Source organism: Nissabacter sp. SGAir0207, from assembly GCF_005491205.1.
GTDB lineage: Bacteria > Pseudomonadota > Gammaproteobacteria > Enterobacterales > Enterobacteriaceae > Chimaeribacter.
Genome location: NZ_CP028035.1, coordinates 1,141,904 through 1,157,474, shown reverse-complemented (window position 1 = coordinate 1,157,474; position 15,571 = coordinate 1,141,904). Strand labels below are relative to the sequence as shown.

Here is a 15,571-nt window from a genome sequence, read left to right as displayed (position 1 = left end):
ACAGGTTCGTCGGTTACAGGATAGGTTGCGCGGCCTGTACCAGCGTAATCAGCGGTTGCGGGAAGATACCCAGCAGCAGCACCAGAATGGCGGAGATCAGCACCACGACGCCACCGGCAGTGAAGGCCCAGTTGGTAGGGGTGTCGCGTTGCAGTTCGGCTGGCGCATTCAGGTAGAGACTGACGGTCACGCGCAGATAGTAGTAGAGGCCAATCGCACTGCCCACCACCACTGCACCGGTCAGCCACCACAGGTGGGCGCTGACACCCATCGCAATCACGAAGAATTTGCCGATAAAGCCCAGCGTCATCGGGATACCCGCCAGCGAGAGCATCATCACGGTCATCACCGCCGACAGAATCGGCTTGTGCCAGAACAGGCCACGGTAGGAGAACAGTGACTCCGCATCCGGCCCGGTGTAGGGGCTGGACATCAGGCTGACCACGCCAAACGCACCCAGGCTGCTGAACAGGTAGCCCGCCAGGTAGACGCCCACCGTCTCCATCGACAGCTGATGGGTCTGCACCGCAATCAGCGCCACCAGCAGATAGCCGAGGTGGGCGATGGAGGAGTAGCCCAGCAGGCGTTTGATGTTGCTCTGGCTCACCGCCATGATGTTACCGAACAGGATCGAACAGACGGCAATGATGGCGAGCACGGTGCGCACCGCCTCGCTGTCGGTGACCGGCGCATAGAGGAACATGCGCATCACCACCGCGAAGATGCCGATCTTGCTGGCGGTTGCCAGGAAGGTCGAAACCGGGGCCGGCGCGCCCTGATAGACGTCTGGCGTCCAGAGTTGGAACGGCACCAGTGACAGCTTGAAGCCGAGGCCCACAATCATCATGCCCAAACCGGCCAGCAGCAGCGGCTGTTGCAGCATACTGTCGCTGAGGTTTTTGCCCAGACCGGCGAAGGAAAGCTCGCCGGAGTTGGCGTAGAGCAGCGCCATACCAAACAACAGAAACGACGAGGCGGCAGCGGAGAGCAGCATGTACTTGATACTGGCCTCCAGCGAACGCTTCTGGCGGTAGGCGTAGCCAATCAAACCAAACAGCGGCAGCGAGACCAGTTCAATCCCAAGGAACAGCGCCGCCAGATGGTTAGCCATCGCCAGCAGCAGGCCACCCATCGCCGCGATCAGCACCAGCAGGTAGAACTCCTCCTTGTTGTCGGGGTAACCCGCCAGCCAGGGGTAGGCAAAGGTACAGGTCGCCAGGCTGGCCAGCAGCACCAGCCCGCTGTAGAACATCGAGAAGCCATCCACCCGCAGCAGCGGCGTGACGTCATAGATCCCGTTCTGCCACACCAGATAGAGTGACAGCAGCGCCAGGTTCAGGCCGATGACCGACAGGGTCGCGTTGAAAAAGTGGTCGCGTCGCCACGCAATGCACAGCATCACAACCACCACCGTCAATCCGACGATCAATAGTGGCAATAGTGCGATCAGGTGTTGAGGAGTAAATGTCATGGCGAATTACGGCCTTGTTGTTGAAATGGATGGAATCACAGACCCGAACCAGTGCTGCACGTTGCTCATCGCCGCATGGGAGGTGTCCAGAATCGGCTGCGGGTAGATCCCCAGCAGCACCAGCAACACCACCAGTAGCAGAATGATGAACAGCTCACGCAGCGACATCCCTGGCAGTGGCTGATCGGATTTCGGCGCACCGAAGTAGGCGCGCTGCAACATAATCAACGAGTAGACCGAGGCGAACACCAGACCAAAGGTGGAGATCACGGTGATCACCGGTACCACACTGAAGCTGCCGAACAGAATCATAAATTCGCCGACAAAGTTACCGGTGCCCGGCATCCCCAACGTTGCCACCGCGAAGAACATCGACAGCGCCGGGATGAACTTGATGCGTCCCCACAGGCCGCCCATCTGGCGCATGTCGCGGGTGTGCAGGCGCTCATAGAGCTGGCCGCAGATGATGAACAGGCCAGCGGCGGAGAGGCCGTGGGCGATCATCTGGATCACCGCGCCCTGATAGGCGAGCTGGCTGCCGGTGTAGATGGCGATCAGCACGAAGCCCATGTGCGAGACGCTGGTGTAGGCAATCAGGCGTTTGATGTCGGTCTGGGCGAAGGCCATCCACGCACCGTAGAAGATGCCAATCACGCCCAGCCACATGGCGATCGGGGCAAATTCTGCCGAAGCGTGCGGGAACAGCGGCAGGCTAAAGCGCAGCAGGCCGTAGGCCGCGGTCTTCAGCAAGATGCCCGCCAGATCCACGGAACCGGCGGTCGGTGCCTGACTATGGGCATCCGGCAGCCAGCCATGCAGCGGCACCACCGGCATTTTCACCGCGAAGGCGATGAAGAAGCCCAGCATCAGCAGGTACTCCACGTTACGTGACATCGGCGTGTTCAGCAGATCTTCATAGTTGAAGGTCCAGACACCGGTCGCGTCGTAGTGGACAAACACCAGCCCAAGGATGGCGATCAGCATCACCAGACCGCTGGCCTGGGTATAGATGAAGAACTTGGTCGCGGCGGTGATGCGTGTCTTGCCGTCGGAGGCCTTGTGGCCCCACAGCGCGATCAAGAAGTACATCGGCACCAACATCATTTCCCAGAAGAAGAAGAACAGGAACATGTCGATGGCCAGGAACACGCCAATCACGCCGCCAAGGATAAACAGCAGGTTCAGGTGGAAGAAGCCCTGATAGCGCTCAATCTCACGCCAGGAGCAGAGTACCGCCAGCACGCCCAGCAGGCCGGTCAGCACCACCATTAGCAGTGACAAACCATCCAGCGCCAGGTGGAAATCGATGCCAAAGCGCGGGATCCACGCCAGGCTGAACTCAGTCTGCCATTGCGGGATGCCCTGCGGCACGGTTAATGAGTAGCCCCCCTGCAACCAGAGTTGCAGCGACAGCGCCAGCGTCAGCCCCATGGTGATCAAGGCGATCCAGCGCGGTACTTTGCTGCCGAAACGCTCGCACTGCCAACACAGCAGACCGCCGATAAAGGGGATAAGAATTAGCCAAGGTAGTAGCATGGCGTTTGGTGTCCCTTATTTGAATAAACGTGAAACCTGCTCTCCGGCAGGCGGCCCATACCCTGTGCCGCCTGCCCGCGTTGCATTGTTTGACAAACTCTTGTTCGTTAAACCATCAACAACAGCGCCAGTACGACCACTGCCCCGATGCCCATTGAGGCCATGTACCAGCGCACCTGGCCGTTCTCACTCAGCACCAACCCACGGTTGCCGACGCGTGTCAGCAGGGCCGGCAGGTTCATCAGCGAGTTCAGCGGATCGCTACGCAGGATGCGCGCCACCAGCAGGTAAGGCTTAACGAAGACCATGTCATAGAGCCAGTCAAAGCCCCAGGCATGGAACCACCAGACCGAGAAGAAGCGGCCCGGCGCGCTTTTCGCCACGTTGTTGACCAGCGTGCGTTTGCCAAGGTAGAGCGCGGCAGCCAGCAGGATGCCCACGATCGCCACGATCCCGGAGGTCACTTCCAGCATCACCTTGCCCTCTTCGCTGGCGTGGCCCTCTGGCAGTACGCCCGCCAGCGGCGGCGTAATCAGCGCGCCGACGAAGGTAGAGAGCACCAGCAGCACAATCAGCGGCAGGTGATGGGTAATGCCCTTGCCCGCATGTGCCTTGGTGTGCGCCTCACCGTGGAACACGATGAAGATCATGCGGAAGGTGTAGAGGGAGGTCAGGAATGCCCCTACCAGCCCGGCCAGCATCAGGTTGATATGGCCGTTGGCGTAGGCGCCGAACAGGATCTCATCCTTACTGTAGAAGCCCGCAGTCACCAGAGGCAGGGCCGCCAGCGCCGCGCCACCCACCAGGAAGCAGATGTAGACCAGCGGAATGGTTTTGCGCAATCCGCCCATCTTGAAGATGTTCTGCTCGTGGTGGCAGGCCAGGATCACCGAACCGGAGGAGAGGAACAGCAACGCCTTGAAGAAGGCGTGGGTCATCAGGTGGAAGATAGCCGCATCCCACGCCTGAACGCCCAGCGCCAGGAACATGTAGCCAATCTGGCTCATGGTGGAGTAGGCCAGCACGCGTTTGATGTCGGTCTGCACCAGCGCGGCAAAACCGGCCAGCAGCAGGGTCACTGCGCCGATGATGCCCACCAGATGCAGCACCTCCGGTGCCATCAAGAACAGGCCGTGGGTACGGGCGATCAGGTAGACGCCCGCGGTCACCATGGTCGCGGCGTGGATCAGCGCAGAGACCGGCGTCGGGCCAGCCATCGCGTCCGCCAACCAGGTTTGCAGCGGCAGCTGTGCCGATTTACCAACCGCGCCGCCCAGCAGCATCAGGGTCGCCCAGGTGATCGCCGTGTCGCCGACCGCCAGACGCTGCGGTGCCAGCTCCATCACCTCACGGATGTTCAGCGTGCCCAGCTCGTGGTAGAGGATAAACAGCGCAAAGGCCAGGAACACGTCACCCACGCGGGTCACGATAAACGCCTTCATCGCTGCCTTGCCATTCTCTGGATTGGAGTAGTAGAACCCAATCAGCAGATAGGAGCACAGCCCCACCCCTTCCCAACCGAGGTACATCAGCAGCAGGTTGTCTGCCAGCACCAGTACCACCATGCTGGCGATAAACAGGTTGGTGTAGGCGAAGAAGCGGGAGTAGCCCTCTTCACCGCGCATGTACCAGGAGGCGAACATGTGGATGAAGAAGCCGACGCCAGTCACCACGGACAGCATGGTCAGCGACAGGCCATCGAGCGTCAGGGTGGCGGCGATGTTGAAGTCGCCCACCTGCATCCAGTTCCACAGGTTCTGGTTAAACACCTGCACCCCGGTGGCGCGCTGGGAGAGGAAATCCATCGCCACGTAGACGGTGACCAGCGCCGCCAGCCCAATGGAGCCGACGCCAACGGTGGCCGACAGGTTCTCCGACCAGCGGCCACGGGAGAATGCCAACAGCAAAAAGCCGATCAGCGGTATCAGAACAGTTAAGTAGAGTAAGTTCATCCGCGCATCTCACTGACAGTATCGATATTCAGGGTATGACGACGGCGATAGAGCTGGAGCAGCAACGCCAGGCCAATGCTGGCCTCCGCCGCCGCCAGGCTGATCGCCAGGATATACATCACCTGGCCGTCGGCCTGTCCCCAATAGCTTCCTGCCACCACGAACGCCAATGCGGCTGCATTGATCATCACCTCAAGGCTGATGAGCATGAACAGCAGGTTGCGGCGAATCAGCAACCCCGTCAGCCCCAGCACAAACAGGATGGCCGCCAGAATCAGGCCATGTTGTAGAGGGATCATGCTTTTTCCTCCGTTTTACGTTTTACCGCGTCACTGCTCAGCACCTCGCCGGGCTTGTGCTCGCGGCCCACATGGTAGGCGACCACCAGACCAGCCAGCAGCAGCATTGAGGCCAGCTCCACCGCCAGTACATAAGGGCCGAACAGGCTGATACCGACTGCCTTGGCGTCCACTACCTGGCCGTCGATGCCCTGATCGTTGATGGTGCGGATGGCATAGACCAGCACCACCAGCAGCACCAGCGAGAGCAGGCCCGGCCCAATCCAGGCACCGGGTTTCAGCCAGTTGCGCTCCTGCTCCTGCACCGAGTTGCCGAGGTTGAGCATCATCACCACGAAGACGAACAGCACCATGATGGCACCGGCGTAGACGATGATCTCCAGCGCCCCGGCGAAGTACGCGCCAAGGGTAAAGAACACCGCGGCAATCGCCAGCAGGGAGATAATCAGGTACAGCAGGGCATGCACGGGATTGGTGTGCGAGATGACGCGAATGGTCGCGGCCACCGCCACCAACGCGGCAATATAAAAGGCGAATTCCATGCTTGCTGGCTCCTTAAGGCATCAGGCCCTTGACGTCGATCGGTTTGGCTTCATTTTCCGCATCGCCTTTCGCTTTGCCGTCAATCGCCATACCGGCCATCCGGTAGAAGTTATATTCCGGATATTTACCCGGCCCAGAGATCAGCAGATCTTCCTTCTCGTACACCAGATCCTGACGCTTGAACTCACCCAGTTCGAAATCCGGCGTCAGCTGGATGGCGGTGGTCGGGCACGCCTCTTCACACATGCCGCAGAAGATGCAGCGTGAGAAGTTGATGCGGAAGAACTCAGGATACCAGCGGCCATCCTTCATCTCGGCCTTCTGCAAGGAGATGCAGCTGACCGGGCAAGCGACGGCGCACAGGTTACAGGCCACGCAGCGCTCTTCGCCGTCCGGATCGCGCGTCAGCACGATGCGGCCACGGTAGCGCGGCGGCAGGTAGACCGGCTCTTCAGGATACATGCGGGTTTCACGCTTGCTGAACGCGTGCAGGCCGATCATCCAAATACTGCGTAGCTGGGTGCCGAAACCAACCACTAACTCTTTCAATGTCATGGTTCATTCACCCCTTATTGAGCGTTGTACAAAATGACCGCGGCGGTCGCCAGCAGGTTCAGCAGGGTCAGCGGCAGGCACACTTTCCAGCCAAATGACATCACCTGGTCGTAGCGCGGGCGCGGCAGCGCGGCGCGGATCAGGATGAACATCATCATGAAGAAGGCGGTTTTCAGCGCGAACCAGATAAACGGCGGCAGGAATGGCCCCTGCCAGCCGCCGAAGAACAACGTCACAATCAGGGCGGAGACCGTCACGATCCCGATGTACTCACCCACAAAGAACAGGCCGAACTTCATGCCGGAGTATTCAATGTGGTAACCATCGGCCAGCTCCTGCTCGGCCTCCGGCTGGTCAAACGGGTGACGGTGGCACACCGCGACGCCGGCGATCGCAAAGGTCACGAAGCCGAAGAATTGCGGGATGATGTTCCAGACGTTTGCCTGGCTGTTGACGATGTCGCTCATGTTGAAGGAGCCAGCCTGTGCCACCACGCCCATCAGGGAGAGGCCGAGGAACACCTCGTAGCTCAGGGTCTGGGCTGAGGCGCGCATCGCCCCCAACAGCGAGTATTTGTTGTTACTGGACCAGCCGGCGAACAGCACGGCGTATACCGCCAGACCGGCCATCATCAGGAAGAACAGGATACCGATGTTAAGGTCGGAGACCGCCCACGTCGGGCTGACCGGCACAATCGCAAATGCCAGCAGCAGCGAGGTGAAGGCGATCATCGGCGCCAGGGTGAAGATTGCCCGGTCAGTAAAGGGCGGCACCCAGTCCTCTTTGAAGAACATCTTGATCATGTCGGCGACCAGCTGGAGCGACCCGCCCCAGCCCACCCGGTTTGGCCCGTAGCGGTTCTGGAACAGGCCGAGCAGACGGCGCTCGCCGAAACTCATGAAGGCACCGCAGGAGACCACCACCAGCAGGATCACCACCGCCTTCAGGATGGCGATCAGCACGTCGATCACCTCGGAGTTAAACCAACTCATAATGCCGCCTCCCGCAGATTTTCAACCTTCGCACCCACCAGCACCGGCGGAATGCCCGGCAAGCCAATAGGCAGGCCCAACTGGCCCTGATGCAGCGTGTCGCTCAGGCGCACCGGCAGGCGCAGCGTCTGGCCAGCGCAGGTGAACTCCACCAGCGCGCCAAGGTTCACGCCCAGACGGGCGGCGTCCTCACGGCTGACCATCACGTAGGGTTGCGGCATCCGTTGCTGGATGACCGGCGCGCGCTGGGAAAGCTCCTCACTGCCGAACAGGTGGTAGTAAGGCGCAATGCGCCACTGGCCGTCGGTGGTGACGGTGGCTGGCGGGATCTCCTTGAAGTACGCCAGTGTCCCCTCCCCTGCCTCGATCAGGCGCACGCCCGGATCGCCATGGCGCAGGTGGCCGCCCACTTCGTCCTGGAACTTGTTCCAGGCCTGTGGTGAGTTCCAGCCCGGTGCCCAGGCGAAAGGCACCTGGTTGCGGTCGGCCAGCGGGTTGTTGTTCCCCTCCATCGAGAAGGCAAACATGGTGTCACGGTCCACCGGCTGGCGCGGCTCATGCACGTTGATGTTGGCGCGCATGGCGGTACGGCCACTGTAACGGTGCGGCGCGCGGGAGAGCTTCTGCCCACGGATGCGGAACGAGGCGTCCGGCGCGGCATCACGGATGCCAGCCAGTTGCGGCAGCGCGGTGGCGCAGGCTTCGATCACATGGTCGAGATCGCTCCAATCTATCTGGCGGTTGTGGCGCAGGGCGTGCAGCGAGTGCAGCCAGCGCCAGCTCTCCAGAATTGCCACGCTGTGGTCATAGTAGGCCGGGTCATAGACCTGGAAGTAACGCTGGGCGCGCCCCTCCTGGTTGACCAGCGTACCGTCGCCCTCAGCAAAGCTGGCGGCCGGCAGTACCAGCGAGGCGCGATCCATGATGGCGGTGTGCTGGTGGTCGGTAACAATCAGATTGCTGACCTTCGCCAGCGCGGCGTCGACGCGGCTGAGCGGCGCATGGCGATAGAGATCGTTCTCCATCACGATAGCGGTATCCGCGTTGCCGTTCTCCAGCAGCGCCAGCGCGTCATCCAGCGAGCCACCACCCATCAGCGCCAGACCCATGCTGTTGGCGGCCGGGGCGACAAAGGTGATGCCGACCTGGCTGCCACGGCGTTTCAGCGCCTGCGCCACGTTGGCGGCAGCGGCGATGATCGCCTCGCTGCCAGCGTTGCTGCCGGTAATGATCAGCGGTTTCTGCGCGCCAGCCAGTGCCTGCACCACCACATCCAGCTTGCCTTTCAGCGCATCTGGCAGGTCATTGACCGCTGGTGCGCCCTCGTCCAGCGCATGGGCGATGGCGAAACCGAGGCGAGCCTGCTCCTCCACCGGGGCGCGATAGCTCCAGGCGGCGATATCGTCCAGCTTGGTGCTGTCGACGCTGGTCATAAACAGCGGGTGTTTGGCATGTTGGCCGATGTTCAGTACCGCGGCGATCTGCCAGTCGGCCACGCGCTGGGCGGCAGCCATCTGGCGCGCCTTGCCCTTCACCGCCTGACGCACGGAGAGCGCGATGCGCGCGCCGGTCTGGGTCAGATCCTCACCCAGAATCAGCACTGCGTCATAGCTCTCAATCTCGCGCAGCGCTGGCGTGTGCACGCCGCCCTGTTGCAGGATGTTGAGCATCATGTTCAGGCGTGACAGTTCCGGCGCGGCGATGCCGGTGTAGAAGTTCTCCGCCCCCACCAGCTCGCGCAGCGCAAAGTTGCTCTCGAGGCTGGCGCGCGGTGAGCCGATGCCAATGGCGCGACGCGCCTGACGCAGCGTGTCCGCCGCCCCCTCCAGCGCCTGCGCGGCGTTGAGGGTGATCCAGTCGCTGCCGCGCAGTTGGCGCGGGTGCTTCGGCCGGTCTTTCAGGTTCACGTAGCCGTAGCCAAAGCGGCCGCGGTCACACAGGAAGTACTGGTTGACGGTGCCGTTGTAGCGGTTTTCGATGCGACGCAGCTCGCCATAACGCTCGCCGGGGCTGGTGTTGCAACCGACGCTGCACTGCTGGCAGATGCTCGGTGCGAACTGCATGTCCCATTTGCGGTTATAGCGTTCGGAGTGGGTTTTGTCAGTGAAGACGCCGGTCGGGCACACCTCCACCAGGTTGCCGGAGAACTCGCTCTCCAGCGGGCCATCTTCCGGCCGGCCAAAGTAGACGTTGTCATGTGCGCCATAGACGCCCAGATCGGTGCCGTCGGCATAATCTTTGTAGTAGCGCACGCAGCGGTAGCAGGCGATGCAGCGGTTCATCTCATGGGAGATGAACGGCCCCAGATCCTGGTTGTTGTGGGTGCGTTTGGTAAAGCGGTAGCGCCGGAAGCTGTGGCCGGTCATCACCGTCATATCCTGCAGGTGGCAGTTGCCCCCCTCCTCGCAGACCGGGCAGTCGTGCGGGTGGTTGGTCATCAGCCACTCAACGACACTTTCGCGAAACTCTTTCGCTTCCTGGTCATCAATGGAGATGAAGGTGCCGTCTGACGCGGGGGTCATACAGGACATCACCAAGCGGCCACGGGTGTCTTCCGCATTTTGGAACTGCTTGACCGCACATTGGCGGCAAGCGCCGACGCTTCCCAGCGCCGGATGCCAGCAAAAATAGGGTATATCGAGACCGAGGGAGAGGCAGGCCTGCAACAGGTTGTCCGCTCCGTCGACTTCATACTCTTTGCCGTCTACATGAATCGTAGCCATAGTCAGCATGCTTCCACAAGGCCCGTGCAGGCACGGGCGTTAATCAAAAATTCTGTTGGGCGCGGACGGGGCAAACCCCGTCCCCACGCGGGCGTTAAAAGCGTTGCTTCAGCAGGTTGTTGGTCTGAATGCCGCCAATCGCGCGCGCATTGCTGTAGTGCTGCTTGGCGATGCCCGCCTCGAATTCGTCCCGGAAATATTTAATCGCGCTCTGCAATGGCTCGACCGCCCCCGGCGCGTGGGCGCAGAAGGTTTTGCCGGGGCCAAGGAAGCGGCAGAGTTGTTGCAGCGTCTCGATGTCGCCGGGCTGCCCCTCGCCGCGCTCCAGAGCGCGCAGGATCTTCACGCTCCACGGCAGGCCATCGCGGCACGGCGTACACCAGCCACAGGATTCGCGCGCGAAGAACTCTTCCAGGTTGCGCACCAGCGACACCATGTTGATCTCGTGGTCAACTGCCATCGCCAGCGCGGTGCCGAGACGGCTGCCAGCCTTGCCGATATTGTCGAAATCCATCGGCAGGTCGAGGTGATCGGCGGTCAGGAAGTCAGTGCCCGCCCCGCCCGGCTGCCATGCCTTGAACTTCAACCCGTCACGCATACCGCCAGCGTAATCCTCCAGGATCTCGCGGGCGGTGATGCCAAATGGCAGCTCCCAGACGCCTGGGTTTTTCACGCGGCCGGAGAAGCCCATCATCTTGGTGCCAGCGTCGCCGCTCTTGCCTGCGGACAGCCCCTTGTACCACTCCACGCCGTGCTCAATGATCGCTGGCACGTTGCACAGGGTTTCAACGTTGTTCACGCAGGTCGGCTTGCCCCAAACGCCAGCAGAGGCCGGGAATGGCGGCTTGGAGCGCGGGTTGGCGCGGCGCCCCTCCAGCGAGTTGATCAGCGCGGTTTCCTCGCCGCAGATGTAGCGGCCAGCACCGGTGTGCACGATCAGTTCGAAATCGAAGCCGCTGCCGTAGATGTTTTTGCCCAGCAGGCCCGCTTCGGTGGCCTCGGCGATGGCGCGACGCAGGTTCACCGCCGCCTCGATATATTCGCCACGCAGGAAGATGTAGCCACGGTAGGCTTTCAGCGCGTAGGCGGCGATCAGCATCCCCTCCACCAGCAGGTGGGGCATCTGCTCCATCAGCAGGCGGTCTTTGTAGGTGCCCGGCTCCATCTCATCGGCGTTGCACAGCAGGTAACGGATGTTCATGCTGTCGTCTTTCGGCATCAGGCTCCATTTCAAGCCCGTGGAGAAGCCCGCGCCGCCGCGGCCCTTCAGCCCGGCGTCCTTGACCAGCGTCACGACTTCATCCTGCGCCATGCCCTTGAGTGCCTTTTCCGCGCCAGCGTAGCCATTCTTGCTGCGGTACTCGTCCAGCCAGATTGGCTGCTTGTCATCACGCAGACGCCAGGTCAGCGGGTGCTGCTCGGCGGTGCGCACGATGGTTCTTGGAGTAAAGCCCGTGGTTGTCATTGATACTGCTCCAGTAGCCCGTCAATATCGTCCGGCTTCAGGTGACTGTGGGTATCCTCATCAATCATCATGGTCGGCCCCTTGTCGCAGTTGCCCAGACAGCAGGTGGGCAGCAGGGTGAACCGGCCATCCGGGGTGGTTTGCCCCGGCTTGATGCTCAGCTTCTTCTCAATGGCCGCCTGAATGCCCTGATAGCCGGTGATGTGGCACACCACGCTGTCGCAGTAACGGATCACGTGGCGGCCCACTGGCTGGCGGAAGATCTGGCTGTAGAACGTCGCCACGCCCTCTACGTCGCTGGCCGGGATGCCCAGTACCTCAGCGATGGCATAGATGGCGCCGTCCGGCACCCAGCCGCGCTGCTTCTGCACAATCTTCAGCGCCTCAATGGAGGCTGCGCGCGCATCTTCGTAGTGGTGCTTCTCATGCTCAATCGCGTCGCGTTCCGCTGCGGAGAGCACGAACGCCTCCGTCGCGTCTGGCGTCACGATGTTGATGGCTTGGGGTTGGGTCACTTTATTGAACTCTGTCATCGTTAGCGGTCCACATCTGACATGACGAAATCGATACTGCCGAGGTACACGATCAGGTCGGATACCAGGCTGCCACGGATTACCGAGGGAATATGTTGCAGGTGCGGGAAGCTCGGCGTCCGGATGCGCGTGCGGTAGCTCATGGTGCTGCCGTCACTGGTCAGGTAGTAGCTGTTGATCCCCTTGGTCGCCTCAATCATCTGCAATGACTCATTCGCCGGCATCACAGGCCCCCACGACACTTGCAAGAAGTGGGTGATCAGGGTCTCGATGTGTTGCAGCGTCCGCTCTTTCGGCGGCGGCGTGGTCAGCGGGTGATCGGCCTTGAACGGCCCCTCTGGCATATTCTTCAGGCACTGCTCCAGAATGCGCAGGCTCTGGCGGATCTCTTCCACCTTCAGCATCACGCGGGTGTAGCAGTCGCTGATGCCATCGCCCAGCGGCACTTCAAAGTCGAAGTGCTCATAGCCGGAGTACGGGCGCGCCTTGCGCACGTCGAAATCGATGCCGGTGGCACGCAGGCCCGCGCCAGTCACACCCCACTCCAGCGCCTCTTTGGCGTTGTAGGCAGCGACACCCTGAGAACGCCCCTTCAGGATGCTGTTCTTCAGTGCGGCTTTGACATAGGAGTCGAGGCGCGCCGGCATCCAGTCGAGGAACTCACGCAGCAGGCGATCCCAGCCGCGCGGCAGGTCGTGCGCCACGCCACCGATGCGGAACCACGCCGGGTGCATACGGAAGCCAGTGATTGCCTCCACCAGATCATAAATTTTCTGGCGGTCGGTAAAGGCGAAGAAGACCGGCGTCATGGCGCCGACGTCCTGAATGAAGGTACTCACGTAGAGCAGGTGGCTGTTGATGCGGAACAGCTCGGAGAGCATCACACGGATGACGTTGACGCGATCCGGCACCACGATGCCGGCCAGCTTCTCTACCGCCAGCACATAGGGCATCTCATTGACGCAGCCGCCGAGGTACTCGACGCGGTCAGTGTAGGGGATGTAGCTGTGCCAGGACTGACGTTCGCCCATCTTCTCAGCGCCACGGTGGTGGTAGCCGATGTCCGGGACGCAATCGACAATCTCTTCGCCATCCAGTTGCAGGATGATGCGGAAAGCCCCGTGCGCAGACGGGTGGTTCGGGCCGAGGTTGAGGAACATGAAGTCCTCGTTCTCGGTGCCACGCTTCATGCCCCACTCTTCTGGCTTGAAGGTCAGCGCCTCCATCTCCAGCGCCTCTTTCTGCTTGGTCAGCGTGAAGGGGTCAAACTCGGTGGCGCGCGCCGGGTAGTCCTTGCGCAGCGGGTGCCCTTCCCAGGTCGGCGGCATCATGATGCGCGTCAGGTGCGGGTGGCCGTCGAAGGTGATGCCGAACATCTCCCAGGTCTCACGCTCATACCAGTTGGCATTAGGGTAGATGGAGGTCAGCGAAGGCAGGTGCAGGTCATTCTCCTTCAGCGCCACCTTGAGCATGATGTCCCGGTTGCGCTCAATGGAGAGCAGGTGCACAAACGTGGAGAAATCCGCCTCCGGCAAGCCGTGGCGGTGGGTACGCAGGCGCTCGTCCATGCCATGCAGGTCATACAGCATCACATAGGGTTTTGGCAGCTTGCGTAAAAAGGTGGCCACTTCCAGTAGTTGTTCACGTTTTACCCATACCACGGGCATCCCGGTGCGGGTCGCTTGAACAGTGAAGGCATCCGGCCCAAAACGGTTGCGCAATTCACCTACAACCGGATCATCGAGATGGTCACGGCTTTGCCAGGCTGGCTGGGCGAGGTCTTGCGTCGTTAAATCTGTCATAATTTTTCACCACACAAAATGGTCTGCGTTGACCGGGTCTGCCGCCGCTTATTCTTCTTCCCTGCCGGTAACGGCGCTTGCTCAACGCCCGGGCCAATCAGGGGTGCGGTGCGGCTGCCCAATGAACGAACAGGCGACCGCAGCGTTAAATCTCGTCAGGCGTGCGCAGGTTTGTCACGGCAATGCGCTCGCCATGCTTGCGCTCTCTCTCTGACTGCATGTTGGCGCGGTAGACACCCTGGTCACCCACCACCCAAGAGAGCGGACGACGCTCTTTGCCAATCGACTCCTGCAGCAGCATCAGCGCCTGCATGTAGGCCTCCGGGCGCGGCGGGCAGCCGGGAATGTAGACGTCCACCGGCAGGAATTTGTCCACGCCCTGCACCACGGAGTAGATGTCATACATGCCGCCAGAGTTGGCGCAGGCGCCCATCGAGATCACCCACTTCGGCTCCAGCATCTGGTCATACAGGCGCTGGATGACCGGGGCCATCTTGGTGAACGGCGTACCGGCCACCACCATGAAGTCCGCCTGACGCGGTGAGGCGCGCAATACTTCCGCCCCAAAACGCGCCACGTCATGCACGGCGGTGAAGGAGGTCACCATCTCCACATAGCAGCAGGACAGGCCGAAGTTATAGGGCCAAAGAGAGTTTTTGCGTCCCCAGTTCACCATGTCGTGCAATGCGTGCTCGAGTTTCCCCATATAGACGCTGCGGTGGACATGTTGCTCCAGGGGATCGGTAACGATCTCCTGTTTTTGCAGGGGGTAACGGTCGTTCTCACCGTCAGGTTCTACGCGGGTCAGCGTATAGTCCATCTTAATGCCTCGCTGTTACTGCGGATGACGTTGGGTGTTGTTTGTAATTGCCTCTGGCCGGCGGCGGCCAGTGTTGCGCGCCGGTGCCCAGTCCAGTGCGCCGATACGCACCAGATACACCAGCCCGGCCAGCAACACGACAATGAAAATGGCGGCTTCGACGAACCCGGTCCAGCCGCTCTCGCGGATGGAGGTGGACCATGCATACAGATACAGGGCTTCCACGTCGAAAATGACGAAAAACATGGCTACCAGATAGAATTTGGCTGAAAGCCGCATTCTTGCCGACCCTACCGGATCTATCCCTGACTCAAACGGAATATTTTTTCCACGCGCCCGGGCTCTCCCACCCAGATAAAACGCGCCGAGAAGCATAAGACCGCAAAGCCCAATAGCAACGATAAGGAAGATGGCGAACGCCCAGTTATGGGCCATGACTTCAGTGGTTGTTGACATACTCTTAGCTTACTCATCAAAAGCGGCGACCATGGATCTGCTCTTTTTTCCGGCAGCTTCTGCACCACATCGATTCAAGGGAAGGATTAATAACCACAACAAAACAGTGCGTTTAAGGTCGTTAAGGCAGTGTTTTAATGTGGGCTTTTTACTCCTTTCTATAACCTTTTGTCAACTTTAACAAAAGTAACTCCATATTAATTTACATGGTTATCATTTTATTAACATGAGGTGCGCTAGGATGCGCTAAATCGTGTCAGTTAAAAAATGAGCGTTAACAGAAGGATGTGAAAAGGGGTAAGCAGTCGCGAACAACTATAGCACTCTGTCAAAAAGTTTCAGGGCTTCCACGTAATAACTAGGGTTATTTTTTTGATCTAGAACACACTTCCGCTCTTTTTGCTAAAAAAATGAGCGATTACCT

The 15,571-nt window shown here is 60.5% G+C and carries 13 protein-coding genes; all 13 read right to left on the bottom strand.

The genetic code is table 11. The annotated features are described in order from the left end of the window. Positions 1-13 precede the first annotated feature (13 nt). The gene (gene nuoN, locus C1N62_RS05105; RefSeq protein WP_137762607.1) at positions 14-1,471 is read right to left on the bottom strand and encodes an NADH-quinone oxidoreductase subunit NuoN; all 1,458 of its coding nucleotides are present in this window, start codon (positions 1,469-1,471) and stop codon (positions 14-16) included. 6 nt (positions 1,472-1,477) lie between these two features. Next, positions 1,478-3,007 carry an NADH-quinone oxidoreductase subunit M gene (gene nuoM, locus C1N62_RS05100; RefSeq protein WP_137762606.1) on the bottom strand — a complete coding sequence of 510 codons (1,530 nt, stop codon included), beginning with the start codon at positions 3,005-3,007 and terminating at the stop codon, positions 1,478-1,480. Between the two features lie 107 nt (positions 3,008-3,114). Then, positions 3,115-4,959 carry an NADH-quinone oxidoreductase subunit L gene (nuoL, locus tag C1N62_RS05095; protein WP_137762605.1) on the bottom strand — a complete coding sequence of 615 codons (1,845 nt, stop codon included), beginning with the start codon at positions 4,957-4,959 and terminating at the stop codon, positions 3,115-3,117. Further along, positions 4,956-5,258 (bottom strand): NADH-quinone oxidoreductase subunit NuoK, encoded by a 303-nt coding sequence (gene nuoK / locus C1N62_RS05090; protein ID WP_137762604.1) that lies wholly within the window; start codon positions 5,256-5,258, stop codon positions 4,956-4,958. Before nuoK ends, nuoL begins: the two co-directional genes overlap by 4 nt. Next, positions 5,255-5,800, bottom strand: coding sequence for an NADH-quinone oxidoreductase subunit J (gene nuoJ, locus C1N62_RS05085; RefSeq protein WP_137762603.1), 546 nt, complete (start codon positions 5,798-5,800; stop codon positions 5,255-5,257). The genes nuoK and nuoJ overlap by 4 nt, the downstream gene beginning before the upstream one ends. 13 nt (positions 5,801-5,813) lie before the next feature. After that, positions 5,814-6,356, bottom strand: coding sequence for an NADH-quinone oxidoreductase subunit NuoI (gene nuoI, locus C1N62_RS05080; RefSeq protein WP_137762602.1), 543 nt, complete (start codon positions 6,354-6,356; stop codon positions 5,814-5,816). Between the two features lie 14 nt (positions 6,357-6,370). Further along, a complete protein-coding gene (gene nuoH / locus C1N62_RS05075) occupies positions 6,371-7,348 on the bottom strand; it encodes an NADH-quinone oxidoreductase subunit NuoH (RefSeq protein ID WP_137762601.1) in 978 nt (325 codons plus the stop codon). Further along, positions 7,345-10,071 carry an NADH-quinone oxidoreductase subunit NuoG gene (gene nuoG / locus C1N62_RS05070; RefSeq protein ID WP_137762600.1) on the bottom strand — a complete coding sequence of 909 codons (2,727 nt, stop codon included), beginning with the start codon at positions 10,069-10,071 and terminating at the stop codon, positions 7,345-7,347. Before nuoG ends, nuoH begins: the two co-directional genes overlap by 4 nt. A 94-nt stretch (positions 10,072-10,165) precedes the next feature. After that, on the bottom strand, positions 10,166-11,536 hold the full coding sequence (gene nuoF / locus C1N62_RS05065) for an NADH-quinone oxidoreductase subunit NuoF (protein ID WP_137762599.1): 1,371 nt from the start codon (positions 11,534-11,536) through the stop codon (positions 10,166-10,168). Next, complete coding sequence (nuoE, locus tag C1N62_RS05060; protein ID WP_168195807.1) at positions 11,533-12,069, bottom strand: NADH-quinone oxidoreductase subunit NuoE; 537 nt, start codon at positions 12,067-12,069, stop codon at positions 11,533-11,535. The genes nuoF and nuoE overlap by 4 nt, the downstream gene beginning before the upstream one ends. A gap of 2 nt (positions 12,070-12,071) precedes the next feature. Next, complete coding sequence (gene nuoC / locus C1N62_RS05055) at positions 12,072-13,871, bottom strand: NADH-quinone oxidoreductase subunit C/D (RefSeq protein ID WP_137762598.1); 1,800 nt, start codon at positions 13,869-13,871, stop codon at positions 12,072-12,074. A 145-nt stretch (positions 13,872-14,016) separates the two neighbouring features. Further along, complete coding sequence (locus C1N62_RS05050) at positions 14,017-14,691, bottom strand: NADH-quinone oxidoreductase subunit B family protein (RefSeq protein WP_137762597.1); 675 nt, start codon at positions 14,689-14,691, stop codon at positions 14,017-14,019. A gap of 15 nt (positions 14,692-14,706) precedes the next feature. Continuing rightward, complete coding sequence (gene nuoA / locus C1N62_RS05045; RefSeq protein ID WP_137762596.1) at positions 14,707-15,147, bottom strand: NADH-quinone oxidoreductase subunit NuoA; 441 nt, start codon at positions 15,145-15,147, stop codon at positions 14,707-14,709. Between the last annotated feature and the right edge of the window lie 424 nt (positions 15,148-15,571).